The organism is Embleya sp. NPDC008237 (assembly GCF_042956465.1).
Classification (GTDB): Bacteria; Actinomycetota; Actinomycetes; order Streptomycetales; family Streptomycetaceae; genus Embleya.
This window is the reverse complement of record NZ_JBIBGL010000006.1, coordinates 16,491-38,735: the sequence shown is the minus strand read 5'-3', so window position 1 is coordinate 38,735 and position 22,245 is coordinate 16,491. Positions and strand designations below refer to the sequence as shown.

The window sequence follows — 22,245 nt, the reverse complement described above, 5'->3', positions numbered from 1 at the left end:
TCGCTCGGGCCGAGCAGGGCGGGCGCCGCCGGCCGAAGACCGCGCGACGCAAGGCCGGGCGACACCGAGACCCGGCACCCCGCGCGTCAGCGCGCTCTCGTGCCGCCGCTGCCGCCGGGTGTGCCGCCGGTCAGGCGCTCCTCCAGGTGTTTGCCCTCGATGTCCGGGTCCGGGACGTACTCGGCGAACCACTGGGGGTGGTACCAGAGCCTCGCGCGGATGATCGCCATCGTCGCCGGGACCAGGGTCAGCCGGACCACGAAGGCGTCCAGGAAGACACCGACCGCGAAGCCGAAGCCGATCGTCTTGATGGTCGGGTCGTCGGTGAACATGAATGCCACGAAGATCGCGAACATGATCAGCGCCGCCGCCGTCACCACGCGGGCGGACAGCCCGGTGCCGCGCGCGACCGCACCGCGTGCATCGCCGGTGGTGGAGAAGTCCTCCTTGATCCGGGAGACGACGAACACCTCGTAGTCGCTGGACAGTCCGAAGATGATCGCGAGCATCAGGATCGGCAGGAAGCTGATCGTCTCGGTCGGGGTGACGTCGAAGATGTGCTCGCCCCAGCCCCATTGGAACATCGCGACCAGGGCGCCGAGCGCCGCCGCGACCGACAGCAGGAAGCCGATGATCGACTTGATCGGCACCAGGATGGTCCGGAACGCGAAGGTGAGCAGCACGAACGCCAGCCCGATCACCACGGCCAGGAACACCGGAAGCGCGGCGGAGAGCTTGGCGGACACGTCGATGTTGGACGCGGTGCTGCCACCGACCAGGATCGGCGCGCCGACGCCCGCCTCGATCGCCGCACGGTTGTCGCGGATGTGGTGCACCAGGTCGGCGGTGGTGCCGGAGTCGGGCCCGGTGGTGGGAATCACCCGGACCACGGCGACCTGATCGTTCACGGCGAGCGGGCCCGCCGTGGCCACGTCCGGCTGCTGCTTGAGCGCGATCACCAGATTCTGCATGCCGGCCTGATTCACCGGCCCGTCGGCGACCACCAGGAGGGGTCCGTTGAACCCGGGTCCGAAACTCGCCGCGGTCAGGTCGTACGCCTTGCGCTGGGTCGAAGACTCGGGCTGGGAGGAGGCGCTGGGCAGGCCCAGCTCCATGCTCGTCGCCGGGATCGCCAGTACGAGCAACAGACCGATGCCGAGGACCAGCACCGGAATCCGGTGGCGCACCACGAAGCGTGCCCAGGCCGCGCCGAAGGTCCGGGCCGGTTCGGTCGCGGTGATCCGGGCCACCTCCTCGTGATGGCCGGGGCGCAGCCGCGTGTCGATGAACGAGGCAACCTTGGGACCGGCGAAGCCCAGGATCGCGGGCAGCAGGGTGAGCGCGATCAACAACGCGACCGCCACCGCCGCGGCGGCGCACAGGCCCATCAGGGTCAGGAACGGGATGCCCACCACGGCCAGCCCGCACAGGGCGATGATCACGGTGAGCCCGGCGAAGACCACCGAACTGCCGGCGGTGCCCAGGGCCAGGGCTGCGGACTCCTCCACCGCCATGCCGGAGATCAGATTGTTGCGGTGCCTGAACAGGATGAAGAGCCCGTAGTCGATGCCGCAGGACAACCCGAGCATGAGCGCCACCGTCGTGGACGCCGACGCGATGTTCACCACCGACGCGAGCGCGGTCACACCCATCAGGGCGATCACGACGCCGATGATCGCGGTGACGATCGGCACGCCGGCGGCCACGATCGCGCCGAACGTGATCAGCAGGATGATCAGCGCGATCACCAGACCGAGCACCTCCGGCAGCTCGGAGGGGGTGATCCGCCAGCCCGGGTACACACTGCCCGAGTACTCGACTTGCACCCCGGCCTGCCGGGCCGGCGCCACCGCGTCCCGGAGCTTGTCCAGGGTGGCGTCCTCGACGTCGGCCGGCTGCGCGGTGTACTGGACCCAGCCGAGCGCGACCTGCGCGTCGGGCGCCACGCCCTGATCGGTGAACGGGTCGGACACGGAGGCCACTTGCGGTACGGTCCGCAACTGCGCGATCGCCGCCTCGATACCGGCCCGAGGGCCCTGGTCGGTGACCTTGGCCGTGCCCTTCCCGGCGAACACCACCTGTGTCTGGCCGCCGCCGAGCGCAGGCAGCTTGTCCTGCAGCAGGTCCGTCGTGCGTTGTGCCTCGGTCCCGGGGATCGTGAAGGTGTCATTGGTCTTGCCGCCACTCACCGTGGCAAGAACCACCGCGCCCACGGCCAGGGCAAGCCAGATGGCCAACACGAGCCGCCGACGCCGAAACGCCCACTTCCCCAGCCGGAACAGATAGGTGGACAAGCCGCTTCCCTCCGCACCGACCGACCGGCCGTAACCCCTTCACGGACCGTCACGCGACGCCCCGCGATCACACCGACACATCGCAATCCCGCCCATTTTGCGCACTTTGCCGCAGCAAAGCCCCCGACGACGCGCCGGTGAATCCGCCGAGACCCCCGCCGAACCGACGAATCCCCGGCAGGACCTGTGCGCGGGCCCCGGGTTCGGCCGGCCGGTTGTTCGTGGTTGTATCGGGGCGAACCTCTGCCTCCCGATGGGAAGACCATTGCCCGTGCCCCGCCAGGATTCGACCCGGCGAGCCCTCGGCGCAGTCCGCGACTGGATGGTCTCGGCCCCCGGTACCTATCTCTGGCTGCTGATCCTCTATGTGACGACAGCCGATCAGTACATCCGGCTGACCGCCGACGAGCGCATCGCCTTCCTCCGCGGACAGAGCACGAACCTGCACAACCTCGACACCGCGCCGCTGCGGGTGCTGGTGACCAGCGCCGCGTGGGACCAGGGTTTGCACCTGTTCAAGTTCACGGTCATGTTCACCGTGCTGTGCGCGGTCGCCGAGCGGTGGATCGGGACTCGGCGGTGGCTGGCCGTCGCCGCACTCGGGCACGTGGGCGCCACGTGCATCAGCCAGGCGATCGTCCTGGCGCAGGTCCACGCCGGGACGGCGGCCCCGAGCGCGCGCTTTCAGCTGGACGTCGGCCCCAGCTACGGGTACATGGCCGTCGCGGGGCTGCTCTGCCACCGCATCGCCGGACCGTGGTTGTGGCCCTATCTGGCGGGCCTGGCCCTGTACGTCGGCCTGCCGATGTTCGTGCATCGGGACTTCACCGCGACCGGACACCTGAGCGCGGTGCTGATCGGGCTGTGTTGCCTGCCGTTCACCCGCAGCCGGCCGAAGTGGGACTCCGGTGCGTGGTGGCGTACGGTACGCCCCCGGAGCGTGCCGCCCGAGTCCGCGCGGCAGCCCGCGGGGCCGGCCGGAAGCCCCTTCCCCGCCGCCGACCCGGTCGAGGCGGCTCCCGCCTCCAAGCCGTCCGGCGGTTTCCCGCACGGGCGCTGAGCGGCCCCGTCCGCACCGGCCGTTCCTTCGCGCGTGGCGTATCGGCCGGGTGCGACACGCATCGGCCCGGTTCGCGACGAGACACGCCACTGCGCCGGGTCGACGATCGGATTCTTGCCCGATATGACCGGTTAATGTCGCTTCATGCAGGCATGGAATGGCAGCTCCCATCCCCTCGGCGCCACCTTCGACGGCTCGGGCACCAACTTCGCGGTGTTCTCCGAGGTCGCCGAACGCGTCGAGGTCGCGCTGATCGGCGACGACGGCACCGAGCAGCGGGTGCCGCTGCCCGAGGTGGACGGCTTCGTGTGGCACGGCTACCTGCCCGGCGTCGGGCCGGGCACACGCTACGGGTACCGCGTGTACGGACCGCACGATCCCGACCGGGGGCACCGCTGCAATCCGGCGAAGATCCTGATCGACCCCTACGCCAAGGCGATCGACGGCAACACCGACGGCCACCCGTCGCTGCTCGACTACCGTCCCGAGGCGCGGGACCAGCGGAACACCTCGGACAACCTGGGCCACACCATGTTGTCGGTGGTGACCGACTCGACCTTCGACTGGGGCGACGACCGCAGCCCGAATCGTCCTTACCACGAGACGGTGATCTACGAGGCGCACGTCAAGGGCATGACCCGCACCCATCCCGCCGTCCCCGAGCACCGGCGCGGCACCTACGCCGGCCTCGCCCATCCCGCCGTGATCGAGCACCTGACCGCACTCGGCGTCACCGCGATCGAGCTCATGCCGGTGCACCAGTTCGTCCAGGACGGATTGTTGATCGGCCGAGGGTTGTCGAACTACTGGGGCTACAACACCATCGGCTTCCTCGCCCCGCACAACGCCTATTCGTCCTCCGGGAGCCGCGGCGAACAGGTCACCGAGTTCAAGGCGATGGTCAAGGCCCTGCACGCGGCCGGGATCGAGGTCATCCTCGACGTGGTCTACAACCACACCGCGGAGGGCAACGAGTTGGGGCCCACGCTCTCCTTCCGCGGCATCGACAACGCCTCGTACTACCGCCTCGTGGACGACGATCCGGCGCACTACTACGACACCACCGGCACCGGGAACAGTCTGCTGATGCGGCACCCCAACGTGCTCCAGCTGATCATGGACTCGCTGCGCCACTGGGTCACCGAGATGCACGTGGACGGCTTCCGCTTCGATCTGGCGGCCACCCTGGCCCGGCAGTTCCACGAGGTGGACCGGCTCTCCGCGTTCTTCGACCTGGTCCAGCAGGATCCGGTGGTCAGCCGGGTCAAACTGATCGCCGAGCCGTGGGATCTGGGCGAGGGCGGCTACCAGGTCGGCAACTTCCCGCCGCTGTGGAGCGAGTGGAACGGCAAGTTCCGGGACTGTGTACGCGACTTCTGGCGCGGTACGGACGGCGTGCTGCCCGAGTTCGCGGTGCGCCTGACCGGTTCCGCCGACCTGTACACGAGCGAGCACCGCAGGCCCCTCGCGGGCGTCAACTTCGTCACCGCGCACGACGGCTTCACCCTGCGCGACCTGGTGTCCTACAACACCAAGCACAACGAGGCCAACGGCGAGCAGGGTCGCGACGGCGCCGACGACAACCGCTCGTGGAACTCCGGCGCCGAGGGCGACACCGACGACCCGGGCGTACGCGCGCTGCGCGAGCGTCGGCAGCGCAACCTGCTCACGACCCTGTTCGTCGCGCAGGGCGTGCCGATGCTCTCGCACGGCGACGAACTCGGCCGCACCCAGCACGGCAACAACAACGTGTACTGCCAGGACAACGAGATCGCGTGGATGGACTGGGCCCGGGCCGTCACCGACCCGGCCCGACAGGATCTCCTGGAATTCACCCGCGGCCTGGTCCGGCTCCGCGCCGAACACCCCGTGCTGCGCCGCCGGCGCTTCTTTCGCGGCGACGGCGCGGACGGCCCGGCCGACCTGCTGTGGTTCCGCCCGGACGGCACGGAGATGACCGCGAAGGACTGGGATCGACCCGACGCCCGCTCCGTCGTGGTCTTCCTCAACGGGGACGCCATCTCCGAACGGGACTCCCGAGGCGGCCCGATCGTCGACGACTCGTTTCTGTTCGTGCTCAACGCCCACTACGAGGGCGTGAACGTCCGCATCCCGGTCCTGCACGACCACGGCGACATCTGGCACGTCGCCGTGGACACCGCCGACCCGGACGGCGCCGACGAGGTGGAGGTCAAGGCCGGCAGCGTCCGGTCGGTCGAGGCACACAGTGCCCTGGTGCTGATCCGGCGCCGCCGGCCCGAGTGAGCACCGGAGCCGCACCGCCTCGCCGCGGCCGCAGTGAGCGCGGCCCGCGGTGCCCGGCCGCCCGGAATCCGGGGCCGGGCACCGCGGGCCGTGCGCCGATCAGTCCCGGTTCGAGGGGTGGACCGTGCCGGCGTAGCGGCGGGTGAACCCGTCCGCCGCCGCGACCGTGACGTCGTACCGGCCGTGCGGATCGGTCGGCCAGGTCACGGTGTCCCGGTCCCGGGCGCCGACCCACTGCTCGCGAGCGGTTCCGCCGAAGTCGTTCGGCGTGATGGTGAAGCGCACGTCGGTGTCGCCCTCGTTGGCCAGCCGAAGCTCCACCCGGGCCGCGTCGGGCCGGCGGCCGCTCAGTGTGGCCCGGACCGAGGGGACCGCGACGTCGCGCTGCGGATCACGGACCACGATCCCGGCGAATCGCCGGACGAAGCCGTCCGCGCCGTGCACGCTGAAGTCGTAGGCGCCGTCGGTGCCGGCGGCCTCCCAGACGTAGGTCGCGCTCTCGCCCGGCGCGACGGTGAACGGGGTGCCCGCGAACGGGAGCACGATGTTGGGGAACACGGTGAAGTGGTAGGTCACCGTGCCCTCGTTGGTCAGCGTGCACTGCACCCGGCCGGTCTTGCGGTCGACGGTGACATCCGCCCAGGGACGGTAGGGCAGCGGCCGGTGCGGCCGGTAGCCGGGTTCCTGGATGGGTATCTGCTGGGCGCCGGTCGCGGGCAGCTTGACGCCGGGCAGCGCCTTGGCCGCATCCGCCTTGGCGATCAGCGCGTTGGTGTCGGGCAGGGCCGGGATCGTGTAGTCGGGTCGGGCGAAGTCGAAGCACGAGGTGAGGTCGCCGCAGACCGCGCGACGCCACGCGGAGATGTTGGGTTCGTTCACCCCGGTCACCGTCTCCAGCAAGCGCAGCACCGAAGTGTGGTCGGCCACCTGGGAGTTGACGTGCCCACCACGACTCCACGGCGAGGCGATCCACAGCGGTACGCGCGTGCCGAGGCCGATCGGCCGGCCGCCGACGAACTCCTCGGGGGTGCCCGGCTCGGGCATCGGCGGCACCACGTGGTCGAAGTAGCCGTCGTTCTCGTCGTACATCAGCAGGAACACGGTGTGCTTCCACACCTCGGGGTTGGCGAACATCGATTGCATCGCGGTGTTCACCCAGTGCGCACCGTAGTTGGGTCCGGCGTCCGGGTGTTCGCTGAACAGATAGGGCGCGACGAGCCAGGAGACGGTGGGCAGCGTGCCGTCCTTGCAGTGCGCGTCGAAGGCGGTCAGGTCCCACTTGGTCATCGCGTTGACGTAACGCGGATCGTCCTTGGGGAAGTTGTGGAACTGCTTGAAGTAGGACAGGCCGTTGTCGTCGTAGTCGCCGTAGCGTTCGTCCTTGCTCGGGTTGTGGTACACGCGCCAGCTCACCCCGGCGGCGGACAGCCGCTCGGCGTAGGTGGTCCAGTCGGCGACCGGGTTGTCGGTGACGGGGGTGTTGTCGATCCACGGACCGGTGGTGCCGTCCCGGCCGGGCCCGGCGGTGCCCGACCACAGGTAGAGCCGGTTCGGGTCGGTGGGGCCGTTGAGCGAGGTGAAGTAGGCGTCACACACGGTGAACGCGTCGGCGAGGGCGTACTGGTACGGGATGTCCTCGCGGGTGAAGTAGCCCATCGAGCGTTCGCCCTTGGCCGCGACCCAGCGGTTCTGTGCGCCGTTGTTGACCGCGGTGTGACCGGTGCTCCAGTCGTGCGGGAGGCCGCCGGCGTTCTGCGCGTTGTACTTCGTGGAGTCCATCCGGTACGGCAGCAGGTAGCCGCCGTCGGTGCGGCCGGGGTGCGGCTGGCGGAACACGTCGTCGCCGCCCGGCAGCACCAGGCCCTGGCGGTCGGCGAAGCCGCGCACGCCCGCGAGGGTGCCGAAGTAGTGGTCGAAGCTGCGGTTCTCCTGCATCAGGATCACCACGTGCCGAACGTCCTTGATACTGCCGGGCTTCGGCCGGCGTGCGGCGTCCGCGGCGGGGTCCGGCGCCTGGTCCGCGAGCGCGGGGCTCGCGGTGAGGCCCACCGCGCCGGCCGCGCCGACGGCGGCGGAGGCGCCCACGAAGGAGCGGCGGCTGAACTCGGTCATGACGAACCGACCTTTCGGTGAGGGGAGGTGACGCGAAGTCAGGCGCGCAGCGTGAAGGTGGCGACGGCGGCGGCGTGGTCGCTGGGCCAGCCGTTGCCGGCGGTGCCCGGGATCGGCTTGGGCCAGCCGGTGACCAGGTTGTGCGCCTCCTCGGCGGATAGCGGTCCGGCGGTGTGCAGTGCGTCGATCCGGTCCTGCGGCTGGGACGGGTCCACCGGCGACCAGGTGTTGCCGGGCTCGCGGGCCGGATCGTGGTGGCGCTCGCGGAACACGTCGACCAGTCGGGCCTGTTCGAGCAATCGGGTGACCGGCCAGCGCACCGGCCCGGACGTCCCGTGGACACCGGCGGTGCGGGCGGTCCAGTCCAGGTGCGAGGGCGAGGCGAGGGCGCCGGCGAGCAGCACCGGGGTGTCCCGGGCCGCGTGCAGGTCGGGCGCCATCGCCGTGACCAGGGTCTGGGCCTGGCGGTAGCGCAGGCTCGCCAGTTCGGCCGCCTCTGCCTGCGCGGGCGTACGGCCCCGGCGAATCCCGATCGGCCCGTAGTCCCCCTCGTCCAGGCGCGCGGTCCACACCCGGACGGCCCGTACCCCGGGCGCCCGCACGGTGGCCGCGACCGCCGGCAGCTCGGCGTTCGCGGGGCGCGGGTCGGTGAGCGGGTGTCGACTGATCAGCGCAAGTCCGGCCGGGTCCTCGTACACCGCCCAACCCAGCGCCTCGGCCACCGACTTGCCCAGGGTGCCGCCGGTGTCCTGCAACGCCAGCACGTCCAGATCCCGGGTCAGCGCGAGCCGCAACACCTTGGTCACCGCGCCGTCCACGTGCCTGCCCGCATCCCAGGCGTCGAGGCCGGCGACCTTGAGCGTGGCGCTGCGCGCGTTGCGCCGGACCGGCACCTGCACGGTGAGCTGCGACGTGGCGCCGGTCGCGCCGTCCCGGCCCTCGACGGTGAGCACGCCCGGCCGGCGCGCACCGCCACGCGGGGCCTGGGCGGTGACGACGCCGTCGGCACCGACACCGAGCCAACCGTCGCCGGCTCGGGCACGGAAGGTGACGCCCTGGCCGGACTGTTGCCCGTTCGACGCGGTCCACAGCCCGGCCAGGCGCACGGTGGCGCTCTCCCCCGGCGTGACCGCCGCGCCGGTGACGGTGTCCACCGCGAACCGGGGCCGAGGCGGCACCGGCCGCGCCGCGAAGCCGAACGGCGCGGTCTGCGCGAGGATTCCGTAGCCGTCCTTGGCCAGCAGGTAGGCGGTGTAGGGGCCGTCCGTGAGTCCCTGCGTCTCGATGGTCACCTCGCCCTCGGCGGTGGTGACGTACTTCCAGGCCAACGATCCCCCGTTGCCCGGCTGTCGAGCCCCGTCGTACACCCCCACCCAGTTCTTCGCGTGCGGTGCGTCGGTGGCGAACCGAAAGGTCAGCTGATCACCCTCCTTCGGCACGGTGGGACGCAGAAGAGTGAGCGAACTCCCTGACATATCGTCAATTCCTTTCCGGAGCAGGAGTGAAGGTGCACATGACGGCATCGCGGCGGACAGGGGCGGACTCGGGGCCCGGGATCGTGACCGGGGCGGGGCCGACGGCGATCGGGGTACTGCGGCCACGGGAGGCGGGCACGGAAATGCTCCAGGCGGAAGTCGAGTTGTCTGTACAACTCGGCTCAGTAGGCCGGCACCCGATGGCCGGAGCGTGAACGCACGCGCTCCGGCGGGAAAGCTTCACGGGAAGAGCCGGCGGCCCCAGGACGAAGCCCCCGACTACAGGTGCGGGCGGCCACGATCGACTCGGCGGGAGGCGGCGACGACGGCGACGGCGACGGCGACGGCGACGAACCCGACGGACCGAGCGCGCATTCCGTGCCGGCGTCATCCGCCGGTCGCAGTGGATGTACGCGAGGCGATCACCACGACCGGCGCCTACCGCTCGGGCGCCCGGCGCCCGGTGGCGAGGCCGCCTCCCGCTCGGCTTGCACGGCAGTCGGCGCCGGCACACAGGGCGACGACTCGAACCCACGTGGTCATGACGCCCGTGCCCCTGACGCCACTGCCACCGCCTGGACCGCGACCCTCGGGATGAGCGGCGCCGGCGGGCCCGTGCCACTCGGGCAGCCGGCGGCCGGCAAGGTCGCACGTCCCGGCCGGCCCACCACCACCGCACCCCCTCGTGCGTTCCGAGCCGCCCCGGGAAGGCGACGGGCCCGGGCCCGTCCGGGCCGCGGCGACCCGATCCCGCGATGCCGTCGGCGCGGATGTCGCCCGGACGAGCCCGCTCGCCCTGAGCCTCGGCTTGTCAAGTCTCCTCTGGAGAGTTATAAGGTGGGGAGCACCTCATGCGCACAGGCCCGCTCCGTGGCCCCGGAAAATGGCGCGCGTGGTCGAAAAGCGCGCGGCATCGTGCCGCGACGGGCCCTCGCCGGTGCAGAGGTCGGCGCGGCTCGCCGAACCGGCGTCCCGCGGCTGCCGTCCCGATTGTCGAATCGGCCCGCCGCCCGCCCTCCGATCGAGGCGGCCCCGCCCGAGCCCACCCCGATCGCCTCCGACGGAAGACGGAAGAAGGGCCGATACAGATGCCGATGCGATGGGAATCCTTCCTCGCGGCAGTCCAGGAGCGGGGCGAATACTCCTCACCCGAGGAGGCGGAACGCGCCGTCCGCGTCGTGCTCGCCCTCCTGGGTGCACACCTGGTCGGCGGCGAAGGCGCCGAACTGGCCGCCCGGCTCCCCGAGGCGTGCGCCCTGGTTCTGCTCAATCCGCTCCCCGCGCACGAACCGCTCAGCGCGGACCGGTTCGTCCGGGCCACCGGCGCGTGGATCGAGGGCGCCACCGACGAGACCGCCAAGTGGGACGTCGGAGCGGTTCTCAGCGTCGTCGCCGACGCCACCGACGACGACCTGATGAACCGCCTGCTCCTACAACTGCCGCCGGGCTACGACGTCCTCTTCGGCCGCCCACGACGCTGACCCCGCCCGAGCGGGGAAAGGCGGCGGGGTGACGGAACAGCGACGCGGGCCCGGTCCCGCGTGGCCCCGGCGGGGTGACCGATGGGCGACACCGGCCCGGGCCATGCGCAGCCGACCCCGCGAGGGCCCGCGCCCGCCCCGGATCAGGGCCGGCCAACGATCGGAACCGCCGCACAGTCGGAACCGGAGCCACACCGTCGGCGGCCGGCCCGGCGTCGATCCGCCCGGCCGCGGCGGCACGGCGCAGCATTCGTCGCGTGCCGGCCCGAACTGCCGCCTGTCGCAGTAGTCTCGGCGGGTCCGTGGAAGTGCCGGTCCGAAGGGTGAGCCCGTGACGTCGATATCGAACAGCGACGAGGACGCCTGGCGGCTGCCGCGTCTGGACGAGGTGGAGGCGGCGTCCGTCCCGCCCCGGATCGACACGAGCATCGCGCACACCGCGCGGATCTACGACTATCTGCTGGGCGGCAAGAGCAACTTCGCCGTGGACCGCGCGGCGGCCGAGCACATCCTGGCCGCGATGCCGGATCTGCCCACCACGCTCCGGCTCAACCGACTCTTCCTCCAGCGCGCCGTGCGATACGCCGCGCGGCGCGGCATCCGCCAGTTCCTGGACATCGGGACCGGCATCCCCACCGGCGGGAACACCCACGAGGCGGCCCACCAGGTCGCGCCGGACGCGCGGGTGGCCTACGTGGACAACGACCCGATCGTCCTCGTCCACGGTCGGGCCCTGACGAGCGATGCCGGCCCGGGACGAACCACCTTCACCCAGGCCGACCTGCGCGACCCGAAGGCCATCCTGACCGCGCCCGAGGTGCTGGAGGTGATCGACTTCGCCGAGCCGGTCGCGGTGATGCTGGTCGCCATCCTGCACTTCATCAAGGATGACGAGAACCCGACCGGGATCGTCGCGACACTGCGCGACGCCCTCGCCCCGGGCAGCATGCTCATCCTCTCGCACGCCTCCTCGGACGCCGACCCCGCCCGCGGCCGCGCGGGAGCCGCCGGTTGGAAGAACGCCTCCGCCGAGATGACCATGCGCGACTACGACCGCGTGCTGGCCTTCTTCGACGGCTTCGAACTGGTCGAACCGCCCGGCATCCGCCCGCACTGGAACCCGGACGGCGAGCCCGAGGATCCCCTGGACTCCGTGGAGAACGTGTGGGGTTACGGCGGCCTCGGCATCCTGCGCTGAGTCGGCTGAGTCGGCCGAGTCGGCCGCGGCACCCGGTCCACCCCGATCCGGCCGACGCATCCGGCCCCGACTCCGCCGAGCCCCGCCGGCCCCCGGCCGCCGATCCGGGCCCGGCGGCCAAGGCGCGGGTCGGCGGGCCCGCGAAGGCCCGTCGCCCGCCATCGGCCGTCGCACTCAGCCGCCGGCCACCCCGGTCGGCCACGGTGCCTGCCCCGGCCACGGCGCCGCGTCCTCCAACTGGGCCGCCAAACGCAGCAGTTCAGCCTCGGCACCGAGCCGACCGGTGAGCTGGATCGCCACCGGCAGGCCCCCCTCGTCGAAGCCCGCCGGCACGCTCGCCGCGGGCAACCCCGAGACGTTGAACACGGACGTGAACCAGGTCATCTTCGCAGCGTGCGCGTACATGCTCGCCGGGTTGCTCGTGTCCAGGACCCCGAGTTCGGGCACCGGAACACCCAACGTCGGGCTCAGCCAGACGTCGTGCGTGTCGAAGAAGGGCGCCACCTCGCGGCCGATCCGAACCACCGTCTGCAACGCTCGGACCAGATCCTGACCGCGCATTCCGGCGGTGTGCTCGTGGATGACCCGGGTGAACGGTTCGAGGTCGTCCTCCCGCAACTCACGGCCGAGTTCGGTGAGTCGGTCCTCGATCTGGGCGTGCGTGGCCGCCGCCATCACCTGACCGAGCGCCCGACCGGTCGCCGGACCGTCCCACACCGGCGCACCCTCCTCGACCCGATGGCCGAGCTCGGCGAGCAGCGCCGCCGTACGCTCCACCGCCGCAACGGCCGCCGGGTGGGCGGCCGTTCCGTCCACGTTCGCGGTCGCGAAGCCGATCCGCAGCCGCCCCGGCGCGGTGTCCAGCGCGGCCAGGAAGGATCCGGCGGCCGGCATCGGCAACGTGGCATACGGCTCGCCGGGCAGCGGACCGGCGACGACGTCGAGCAGCGCGGCGGAGTCGCGGACCGTACGGGTGACCGCGTGCGCGATCGCCAGCGGGTAGGCCAGCCCGGACACGCCGTGGTCGTCCGGAACGCGCCCACGCGAGGGCTTGAGCCCGAACAGTCCGCAGCAGGCCGCCGGGATGCGAATCGAGCCGCCGCCGTCGTTGGCGTGCGCGGCGGGCAACATCCCGCCCGCGACCGCGGCGGCCGACCCGCCGGAGGAACCGCCCGTCGAGTGGGTGGTCCGCCACGGGTTGTGCGACGGGCCGTGCAGGAGCGGTTCGGTACTGGCGTTCTTGCCGAATTCGGGGGTGTTGGTCTTGCCGACGATCACCAGCCCGGCGCGGCGATAGCGGGCGGCCAGCGCCCCGTCCCGCTCGGCGACCGCATCGGCGAACAGCCGTGAGCCGTGCGTGCTCACCATGCCGGCGACATCGCAGCCGAGGTCCTTCACCGCGAACGGCACGCCCCGCAGCGGCCCGTCCGGCAACGTGCCCTCGGCCTCGGCCCGAGCCGCCTCGAACCGCGTGGACACGAACGCGCGCAGCGTCGGGTCGCGCTCCTCGATCCGGGCGATCACCGCGTCCAGGATCTCGATCGGCTTGACCGTGCCCTGTCGTACGAGCTCGGCCAGCCCCACCGCGTCGTTGTCGTCCAGCAGTTCACCGGTGCCCATGGCCGTGCCTCGTTTCGTTCGACTCGATCAAACAAATGCATGATGCAGTCAAGCAATACAGATGACAAGGACATGCGCACCCCGAGCCCCCGGCACCCCGGGCGCCCCGAGCCCGCGATCACCCCGACCGGCGTACCGGCCGACCCGGCAACCCGACCCGACCTCGACCCCGACCCACCCGACCCGACCCGACCCGACAAACCGACCCGTCGCCCACCCGACCTCTCGACCGGACGCCCCATCGACCCACCCACACGGCTCCCGCCACGAGCGCAATCGCGATTCAGGGAACGTGTCACCCGCACCATCGGTTGAAGAATCCGAGGACGACACAAGGAGAGTGGGACGGATGGCGGGAAATGCCGCGGCTCGGCGACTGGTCACGGGTGGACTGGCGCTGGCCGCCGCCGGATGGGCCCTGCGGGACGTCCCGGCGGAGTTCGGCGGTCGGGCCGAGGGCGAACGACTCGCCCGCTTTCGACGATCGCCGCAGTACCACGAGGGTGCGTTCCGCAATCCGGTCCCCGCCGACCTGGTCGCGGCCGGCAGCGCCCCACAGCTCATCGGCCAGATGCTCCGCAACCGCAGCGAGCGCCGACCCGCCGCACCCGTGCCGCTGGTCAGCGCTCCGGCCACACCGCCGGCCCGGGACGGGCTGAGCGCCGTCTGGTACGGCCACGCAACCACCCTGGTCGAGATCGAGGGCCGCCGGGTGCTGTTCGACCCGGTGTGGAGCGAGCGGGTGTCCCCCTCCCAGCTCGTCGGTCCGCGCCGGCTGCACCCGCTCCCGATCCCCTCGGCCGCACTGCCGACGCTGGACGCGGTGGTCATCTCGCACGATCACTACGACCACCTCGACCGGGCGACCGTACGCACCCTCACCGCGACCCAGACCGCGCCGTTCCTGGTGCCCCTCGGCATCGGCGCCCACCTGGAACGCTGGAACGTCCCCGCCTCGCGGATCATCGAACTCGACTGGGAGGAGGACGCCGTCGTCGCCGGCCTGCGCTTCACCGCCACCGCGGCCCGCCACTTCTCCGGCCGCACGCTGCGCCGCAACGACACGCTCTGGGGCTCGTGGGTGATCGCCGGCGCCGGGCACCGGGTCTTCTACGCCGGCGACTCCGGCTACTTCGACGGCTATGCCCGCATCGGCGCGGCGCACGGGCCCTTCGACCTGACCCTGATGCCGATCGGCGCCTACAGCCCGAGTTGGCCCGACATCCACATGAACCCGGAAGAGGCGATCAGGGCCCACCTCGACCTCGGCGGCAAGGTGCTGCTGCCGGTGCACTGGGCGACCTTCGACCTGGCCCCGCACCCGTGGGCCGAACCGGTCGACCGCCTGTGGCACGAAGCCAAGGCCAAGGACGTGACACTCGCCGTCCCGCGCCCCGGCGACCGCATCGACACCGCCGCTTCGTCCCAGCCGACCCCGTGGTGGAGCGTGCTCACCAACACCCCCTGAGCCGGGGAGGCTCCGCTCCGTCCGACGAGGCCTCGGACGGAGCGGAAAAGCGCCGAACCGGACCGACCGGACCGACCGCCGCCGGCCCGGCCGACGGAACACGAGCCCAGCGGGAACATCGCCGACCGAAGTAACATCGGCCGCCAGTGATCTCAGCGAGGGGGGCATCGCGTGCGGGCGATCGTGGGCGTGACCGTATCGGCCGTCATCCTGTTGGCGGCATGCAACGACACCGACTCCCCGAAGAAGCAGGCCACGGCCCCACCTTCGACATCGTCCCCGACGCCGACGACCGCACAGACCGTCGTCGCCCCGGCACCGGCCACATCCGCGCCGCCGGCGCCGACCGCCTCCGGAGCACCGAGCCCGTCGGCGACGTCCGGCACACAGCCGGCACAGCAGGCCGCGTCCACCGAGGCCGCGATCCAGCGCTACGAGCAGTACCTGCACGCCGTGGGCCGCGAGGACCTCGCCACGGTCTGCGAAATCGCCGGCCCGGCGGCGAAGAAGGCCCAGGACGACGGCTTCGGCCCGTGCACCACCACGATGCCCATCACGTTCCGGATGTTCTCCGCCGCACAAAAGAAGGCCCTGCAAACCGCCACGGTCGACCCGAGCCGCGTCTCGACACGCCGACCCGACAAGGTGGAGGTCCCCGCCAAGGCGGTCCGCACCACCGTCACCTTCTCCCAAAGCGACCTCGGCGACCAGACTCTCCAGTACATCGACCACGCCTGGTACATCGTCGACTAGGGCCTGTCCGCAATCTCGCGTCCGGCCGGAGACCGGTCCTGTCGGCGGGCACGACTCAACGCACACCCCGTGCCGCGCGCCGCGCCGGCATCCGGCTGCCGAGACCGATGGCGAGTGCCGCCACGATCAGCGCCGCCGCGACCGCGAAGGTGACCCGCATGCCGGTGGCGACGGCGCCCGCCCGGGCCGTGGTGACGTCGTTCGTGGCCGACGCGAGGGCGAACACCGCGCCCATGACCGATGTCCCGGTGATCAGCCCGAGATTGCGCGACAGGTTGAGCATGCCGGACACGACACCGCGGCGGTCCGGCGGGACGTCGGCCATCACGGCGGTGTTGTTGGCCGTCTGGAACACCGCATAGCCGGCGGTGACGACCACGATCGGCGCCAGGTAGCCGGCGACGCCGAACGACGCCGGCGTCGTCGACAACGCGAACGCACCGACGGCCATCGCGCCGAGTCCGACCGCGGTCATCCGTGGTGCGCCGAACCGATCGGCGACGCGGCCGGCCGGCACCCCGGTCAGCGCGGCGACGACCGGACCGACCGACAGCACGAGCCCGACCAGGGCCTCTTCGAGCCGGAGCGTGCGCGCGAGGTAGAACGGCCCGACCACGAGCGTGGCCATCATCACCGTCGAGACCAGCGCGCTCATGGCCAGGCTCGCGCTCAGCACCCGATCCCGGAACATCGCCGGCCGGATCAGCGGTGCGCCGGCTCTCGTCTCGACCCGGACGAACACTCCGACGCCGATGGCGGCGCCGGCCAGCAGGGCCGCGTTGAGCCATCCGAAGTCGCCGCGCCCGATCGTCATGGCGAGCGCGTAGGCCGCGAGCGTCAAGGCGAGCAGCAACGTGCCCACATGGTCGAAGCGGGCCCGCCCGGTCTCGGCCCCGGGTCGGTCGACGGGCAGGTGGCGGTACGCGAGGACCAGCGTCACCACGCCCGCCGGTGCGTTGACCAGGAAGATCGCCCGCCAGCCGGGCCCGGCGATCAACGCGCCGCCCAGGGACGGGCCGAGCGCGGTGCCGATCGCGGACATCGTGCCGAGCAGACCCATGGCACTGCCGGTCCGCGCCTTGGGCACCGTCTCGCCCACGAACGCCATGGTCAGCGCCATCATCACGGCCGCGCCGAGGCCCTGCGCCGCCCGGGCGGCGACCAGCAGCCACAACGAGGGCGCCAGGCCGCACAGGACCGAGGCCACCGTGAACAGCAGGATGCCGGCCAGGAGCAGCCGACGCCGACCGATGATGTCGCCGAGCCGGCCGACGCTGACGATCACGGTGGTGATCGCGAGGAGGTAGGCCAGGACGATCCACTGGACCGCCTGGAAGGAGGCGTCGAACGTGCCGGCCAGGGTCGGCAGCGCGACGTTGGCGACGCTCGTGCCAAGCGAGGACAGCAGCATCGACAGGGACAGGCCGGCCAGCGCCCACCGCACCGCGGGTGTGCGCTCGGCGCCGCCCGTGGCCGCCTCACCCGATTCCGCACTGATCGTTTTCACGTGCACTCCGTTTCCTGGTGGCTCCCGAAGCCCGATGTTCGGGTGACCCGGCGGGGTTCGTGGGGTGCGGCCGGCCGTTCGGCCCGATGCCGCGGGGCTCGCGTCCTGCCCGGCCGGTGGGCCGGAGTCAGACCCGTGAGGACCGTCGGCCGGGTCCGCCGTACCCGGCCCGCCATCCCCCGGCCGGTCCGTGTCGTTCGATCCGGCCGCCGGGTCGGCGCACCGCACGGCCGGACGCACTGTGTGGGCTCATGCCGAGGAGGGTTGTCCGCACCCCGCGATCCCGGCAACTCTTGTTGCCAATTCCGGGACGGCGGGGTGGAATGCCCCCATGGACAACGCACCGGCCTACCGAACGGTCCTGGACGAGGTCGCCCCACGACTCAGGCGCCTGCGTGCCCGGCACGGTCTGACCCTGGCCGCGCTCTCCGAGGCGACCGGCATCTCCAAGAGCACGCTGTCCCGACTGGAGTCCGGACAACGCCGTCCCAGCCTGGAACTGTTGCTGCCGCTGGCCGGCGTCTACCACGTGCCGCTGGACGAGTTGGTCGGCGCTCCCGAGGTGGGCGACCCCCGGGTCCGGCTGACCCCGCGCCCGCTGCCCAGCGGCGGCACGTCGGTGTCCCTGACCCGAACCCCCGGTCCCCTCCAGGCGTTCAAGATGGTCATCGCCGACCGGGGCACCGAGCCGAACCTGCGTACCCACGAGGGCTACGAGTGGCTGTATGTGCTGAACGGCCGGCTGCGGCTGGTCCTGGCCGACCACGACCTGGTCCTCGGCCCGGGCGAGGCCGCCGAGTGGGACACCCGGCTGCCGCACTGGTTCGGCAGCGCGGACGGACGCCCGGTGGAGATCCTCAGCCTCTTCGGCAGACAGGGCGAGCGCATGCACGTCCGCGCCAAGCCGCACGCCTGACGCCACCACGGCGGCGCGGGCCGTGTGCCGGTGTCGCAGGCGGGATTCGGGCGGTTGCGGTGCCGACGGGATTCGAACCCGCGGAAGGAGCCGGGCAGGCCCGCCCGTACCCCCTCACTCGACGCGGCGGGAACCTCCGCCGCGTCGATCGCAATGGGCCGCTCTGCCACGGCACCCCAACCTGCGGAACTGCGCAATCCCGCTGCGCCGAGCGTAGGTTGCGCGGTTCCGCGGTGACCACCCGATTTCGCCGCGGCGCACCTTCGCGCTCCGCACCGCGCGAACCGGCCTTCGTCGTACCCGGCTTCCCGAACGGCCATTGCGGGCAAGCACGTTCGACGCGTCGAACGGAGCCCGCCGATGACCCGCGGGGCCGCCCGGGAGGGTTCGGCGGCCCCGACGGGGAGTCGTCAGTGGCTCGGCAGCACGCACACCGAGTCGAGGCCGAGCACGTGGTTGAGCCGACCGAAGGCCAGCCAGGACCCGATCGCCATGCTCAGTTCGACGATCTCGGCCTGGGTGTAGTGCGCGGTCATCCGGGCCCAGAACTCGTCGTCCAGGTTGTGGTGGTCCACCGCGTACCGCTCGGCGTATTCGGCGGCCAGCCGGGTGCGGTCGTCGAAGATCTCGGTGGTGCGCCACTCGGTGACCGCGACGTCGAAGCCGTCCTCGACCTTCTCCCCGTCCCGTTCGGTGCGCCAGTCCAGGCAGAAGACGCACCCGTTGATCTGTGCGATCCGAAGTCGTGCGGCCTCGAACTCGCGCAGCCCCAGGTTCGATGCGTCGTAGACCTTCATCGAGAACGTGGAGGCCGCGATCCCGATCTCGGGCACCATCTCCGCCCACACGTAGGCGATCGGGTCCTTGTCCTCGGGGATGTCGATGTGCATGGTTACTTCCTTCCGAGCTTGCCGACTGCGGGACGGAGCGGAATGTCGAGAGCGTCGTAGAGCCCGGGTTCGGCGGCGACCAGCCAGTCGATGGCGCCGACGAGTCGGCCGACGGCGGTGGCGTTCCCGCCCGCGGACCGGTTCGTGCCCTCGTCGGTGGCCTCGACCGTGACCTCGATGCGCGGGCGTCCCTCGATGATCACCCGGTGCGCCCCGTCGCCGTTGGGCGGAGTGGGCCAGTCCGGCGCGCAGGAGGGGTGGATGCGGGTCACGTGCTCGATGACGATCCGCGACTCGCCCCCGACAATGCCCTGCACCTCGAACCGCACCGCGCCCTGGGTGCCGGCCTCGAACTCGCCCATCGTCGTGGTGCGTACCGTGCTCTCCAGCGGACGGCGGTCCATCGTTTCCCGGATTTCGTCCAGCTCGACGCCCAACGCCCGTGCCATCAACCGGATTTGCCCGCCCCAGACCATGGTCGGCATCTCCGGCCACAACATCGGCGCCCCGTAGTCCATCGGCTGCCCCATGCCGACCAGGTTCCGGACCGAGTCCTCCTGGTCGTAGGTGGAGTAGTCGAAGATCTCCTGGCAGCGGATCGCGTCCACGGTGGTGCCCAGCCCGCTGATCAGCAGCGGCAGCACGTCGTTGCCCCAGCCCGGATCCACACCGGAGACGAACAGCGACCCGCCGCCGGCCTCGATGGCGGCAAGTACCGGCTCGCGCAACTCGGTCGGGGCGTTGCGCTGGTCGTAGAGCGCGTACAGGGCGGGAGTCACCACCACCGCGCCGGCCCTGATCGCCCGCACGATGTCGGCGAGCGCCTCGTCGGGACGGATGTCGCCCGACGCCGCGTACACCACCGCGCCCGGCCCGGCGGCCAGCACGGCGTCGATGTCGTTCTCCGCCGCGACCCCCAACTCGTGATCCAGCCCGGCGAGTTCGCCCGCGTCGCGGCCGACCTTGTCGGGATTGTGCACCAGCACCGCCGCGAGCTTCAGCGCCGGGTGCGCCTCGACGGCGCGGATGGCCGCGCGGCCGACGTTCCCGGTACCCCAGACAACCGTGGAAATCATGCGCTGGAGGGTAGCGAGGGCCCCCTACGGTTCATAGGCCCACGACCGGAAAAGTTGACCTGCCGGCCGATCGGCCGGCCGAGACCACACCGCCGGAGAGGGGGCTCGCCCGCCCCGCACCGCCGGCCGGGCGCGGGACGCGACGCGCCGTCGGGTTCGGCCGACCCGCACCGTCACCGGCCGAGCAGCCGACTTCGGCCGATCCCACCCGGTGCGCTCGGCTGCCTCACTGTTCGCCCAGGACCATCCACGTGCCGTTGGCGGCCAGCGGCTCGAAGCCCACCTGCGCATAGACCGCGTGCGCGTCGGCGGTGGCCAACATCAGGCGCCGCAGACCGGCGGGGCGCAGGTGGTCCCGGATGTGCGCGACCAGCGCGGTGCCCAGACCCTTGCCCCGGACGGCCGGGGCGATGTAGACGTCGCAGAGCCAGCCGAACGTGGCCCCGTCGGTGACCACGCGGGCATATCCGACCTGGGCCGCGGAGGCCGTGTCGTACACCCCGAAGTTGAGCGACCCGGCGATCGCCGCATCCTGCTTGTCCCGCGGGCGACCCTGCGCCCAATAGGCGTCGAGCGACAACCAGCTGTGTATCAGCGCGACATCGAGCCGGGTCGGATCGGTCGAGATCTCGTAGCCGTCCGGAAGGTGAAAGTCCATATCCGGATCCAACCAGCCCGCTCCCACCGCCGACCACCCGTTATTCGCACGCCGCTCAACGCACGGGCACCAGGGCCTCCGCCCGCGCCCGCAGGGTGGGGGCGCCGCCGCGCCCGGGGGAGACCAGGCGCAGCCGGAGCAGGTGGCCTCGGCCGGGTCCGGGGGTGTCGCGTTGCAGGGTGCCGGTGACGCAGTCGAAGGTGGCCGCGTCGGTGTGCCGCACGAAGAAGGCCGGACCGGCGATCCCGGCGAGCAGCTCGATGGCGTCGGCCAACAGGCGGGGGCTGCCGGGTCGGGCGTGCTCGACGTCGACGGCGAAGACACCGTCCGGCAACACGGTGGTGCCGCGCAGGCTCCACGGCGAGCCGGGCAGATCGCAGGCGACCCGCAACCTGGGCAGCAGGTCCGCCGCGGGGTCCGCCGCCACCCAGCCCTGCCGGGTCGTCTGCTCGGCCAATTCGCGCAATGCGTCCCCGGGCGCCTCTTCACCCGACACGCCGAAGAAATCGTCCATGACAGTCACTGTAAGTCGAAGTGTCGTAACCGGCTTCTCCGGAGCGAACGCCACGAACCGCCCGGCTTCGCACATTCGCGACACGGTGCTCGCATGCTCGTCGAGCACGCATTCGAATGACCGTGCCGCACCCTCCGATTCCGCCCGTTCGCACGCACACCGCCGGAGCCGGGGCTCAGAACAGTCGAGCGGCCCTGGTGCTCTCGGATTCCTCCAGTTCGAGAAGCCGCCGCTTGCGTTCGAGGCCGCCGGCGAAGCCGGTCAGCTTCCCGTCGCTGCCGACGACACGATGGCAGGCCACGATGATCGAGATCGGATTGTGCCCGACCGCCTGTCCCACCGACTGGGCCAACGCCTTGTTCCCCAACCGCTCGGCGAGCGCGCCATAGGTGGTGGTCTCGCCGAACGGAATCTCCCGCAGCATCGCCCACACCCGCTCCTGGAACGGATCGCCGTGGGTGGCCGTGGGCAGGTCGAACGCGGTCCGGTCACCATCGAGGTATTCGGCCAATTGGGTCGCCGCCGCCGCGAGCAGCGGGTCCTCGCGATGGTCGACCCGCCGGCCGAGTTCCTCCTCCGGAGGCATGTACCAGTGCTGTGGGAAGTAGAGACCCACGATGGCATTCCGCGCTGCCACCACGATGAGCCCGCCGAGCGAGGTGTCGACGATCGCGTGCCGTGTGTTCATGGTGCCGATCTCCCCCTGTGTCGCGGTGTACGTCCTCATCCTTCATCCCCGTCATCCCGTGGACGCACGGGCCCCGGGGAAAACGTGGGACCCGACGTCGCGGGGGTCTGCTTCGCGGCATCGACTCCGCCGGGATCCCGCCTCTCCGTCGGAATCCCGCCTCGCGGAACGGACGGGCAACGGGGACGTGGCTTCGCCCCCTGACGCGCTTTGCCGAAGCGGCAAGGAAGTTTGTGGCTCCCGCCGAATCGCCACATGATCATGATCCGT

At 71.6% G+C, this 22,245-nt stretch carries 17 protein-coding genes and 1 tRNA gene; 7 read left to right on the top strand and 11 right to left on the bottom strand.

The features are described from left to right. Positions 1–86: 86 nt before the first annotated feature. Positions 87–2,294 (bottom strand): MMPL family transporter, encoded by a 2,208-nt coding sequence (locus ACFZBU_RS17115; RefSeq protein WP_391584396.1) that lies wholly within the window; start codon positions 2,292–2,294, stop codon positions 87–89. A gap of 271 nt (positions 2,295–2,565) precedes the next feature. Here ACFZBU_RS17115 and ACFZBU_RS17110 point away from each other — a divergent pair, with 271 nt between their 5' ends. Beyond that, a complete protein-coding gene (locus tag ACFZBU_RS17110; protein WP_391584395.1) occupies positions 2,566–3,354 on the top strand; it encodes a rhomboid-like protein in 789 nt (262 codons plus the stop codon). 144 nt (positions 3,355–3,498) lie between these two features. Continuing rightward, a complete protein-coding gene (gene glgX / locus ACFZBU_RS17105) occupies positions 3,499–5,619 on the top strand; it encodes a glycogen debranching protein GlgX (protein ID WP_391584394.1) in 2,121 nt (706 codons plus the stop codon). A gap of 99 nt (positions 5,620–5,718) precedes the next feature. On the opposite strand, the gene ACFZBU_RS17100 is transcribed toward glgX, so the two are convergent. Both ACFZBU_RS17100 and ACFZBU_RS17095 read right to left on the bottom strand, forming a co-directional pair. Beyond that, positions 5,719–7,731 (bottom strand): phosphocholine-specific phospholipase C, encoded by a 2,013-nt coding sequence (locus ACFZBU_RS17100; RefSeq protein WP_391584393.1) that lies wholly within the window; start codon positions 7,729–7,731, stop codon positions 5,719–5,721. 38 nt (positions 7,732–7,769) lie between these two features. Then, positions 7,770–9,206 carry a hypothetical protein gene (locus ACFZBU_RS17095; RefSeq protein WP_391584392.1) on the bottom strand — a complete coding sequence of 479 codons (1,437 nt, stop codon included), beginning with the start codon at positions 9,204–9,206 and terminating at the stop codon, positions 7,770–7,772. 1,088 nt (positions 9,207–10,294) lie between these two features. Between ACFZBU_RS17095 and ACFZBU_RS17090 the strand changes: the two genes are divergently transcribed. Continuing rightward, positions 10,295–10,687: a DUF2267 domain-containing protein gene (locus tag ACFZBU_RS17090; protein WP_391584391.1), complete on the top strand. Its 393-nt coding sequence runs from the start codon at positions 10,295–10,297 to the stop codon at positions 10,685–10,687. A 331-nt stretch (positions 10,688–11,018) separates the two neighbouring features. Continuing rightward, positions 11,019–11,885: an SAM-dependent methyltransferase gene (locus ACFZBU_RS17085; protein ID WP_391584390.1), complete on the top strand. Its 867-nt coding sequence runs from the start codon at positions 11,019–11,021 to the stop codon at positions 11,883–11,885. A 174-nt stretch (positions 11,886–12,059) separates the two neighbouring features. Here the strand turns inward: ACFZBU_RS17085 and ACFZBU_RS17080 are convergent, their stop codons facing one another. Continuing rightward, entirely contained in the window at positions 12,060–13,505 is a 1,446-nt protein-coding gene (locus tag ACFZBU_RS17080; protein ID WP_391584389.1) for an amidase, read from the bottom strand. A gap of 349 nt (positions 13,506–13,854) precedes the next feature. Here ACFZBU_RS17080 and ACFZBU_RS17075 point away from each other — a divergent pair, with 349 nt between their 5' ends. After that, entirely contained in the window at positions 13,855–14,973 is a 1,119-nt protein-coding gene (locus tag ACFZBU_RS17075) for an MBL fold metallo-hydrolase (RefSeq protein WP_391584388.1), read from the top strand. Positions 14,974–15,162: 189 nt separating this feature from the next. Further along, positions 15,163–15,726, top strand: coding sequence for a hypothetical protein (locus ACFZBU_RS17070; protein ID WP_391584387.1), 564 nt, complete (start codon positions 15,163–15,165; stop codon positions 15,724–15,726). A 55-nt stretch (positions 15,727–15,781) separates the two neighbouring features. Here the strand turns inward: ACFZBU_RS17070 and ACFZBU_RS17065 are convergent, their stop codons facing one another. Beyond that, positions 15,782–17,233, bottom strand: a complete 1,452-nt coding sequence (locus tag ACFZBU_RS17065; protein WP_391584386.1) for an MFS transporter — start codon at positions 17,231–17,233, stop codon at positions 15,782–15,784. A 331-nt stretch (positions 17,234–17,564) separates the two neighbouring features. Here ACFZBU_RS17065 and ACFZBU_RS17060 point away from each other — a divergent pair, with 331 nt between their 5' ends. After that, positions 17,565–18,149 (top strand): helix-turn-helix domain-containing protein, encoded by a 585-nt coding sequence (locus ACFZBU_RS17060; RefSeq protein WP_391584385.1) that lies wholly within the window; start codon positions 17,565–17,567, stop codon positions 18,147–18,149. Positions 18,150–18,206: 57 nt separating this feature from the next. Here the strand turns inward: ACFZBU_RS17060 and ACFZBU_RS17055 are convergent. The 6 genes from ACFZBU_RS17055 to ACFZBU_RS17030 form a co-directional block, all read right to left on the bottom strand. Then, a tRNA-OTHER gene (locus ACFZBU_RS17055) sits at positions 18,207–18,325 on the bottom strand. Between the two features lie 234 nt (positions 18,326–18,559). Continuing rightward, complete coding sequence (locus ACFZBU_RS17050) at positions 18,560–19,039, bottom strand: carboxymuconolactone decarboxylase family protein (protein WP_391584384.1); 480 nt, start codon at positions 19,037–19,039, stop codon at positions 18,560–18,562. A gap of 2 nt (positions 19,040–19,041) precedes the next feature. Further along, positions 19,042–20,115: a dihydrodipicolinate reductase gene (locus tag ACFZBU_RS17045; RefSeq protein ID WP_391584383.1), complete on the bottom strand. Its 1,074-nt coding sequence runs from the start codon at positions 20,113–20,115 to the stop codon at positions 19,042–19,044. A 226-nt stretch (positions 20,116–20,341) separates the two neighbouring features. Then, entirely contained in the window at positions 20,342–20,773 is a 432-nt protein-coding gene (locus ACFZBU_RS17040; protein ID WP_391584382.1) for a GNAT family N-acetyltransferase, read from the bottom strand. A gap of 55 nt (positions 20,774–20,828) precedes the next feature. Beyond that, positions 20,829–21,287, bottom strand: a complete 459-nt coding sequence (locus ACFZBU_RS17035) for a hypothetical protein (protein WP_391584381.1) — start codon at positions 21,285–21,287, stop codon at positions 20,829–20,831. A gap of 175 nt (positions 21,288–21,462) precedes the next feature. Next, positions 21,463–21,975: a methylated-DNA--[protein]-cysteine S-methyltransferase gene (locus tag ACFZBU_RS17030; RefSeq protein ID WP_391584380.1), complete on the bottom strand. Its 513-nt coding sequence runs from the start codon at positions 21,973–21,975 to the stop codon at positions 21,463–21,465. Between the last annotated feature and the right edge of the window lie 270 nt (positions 21,976–22,245).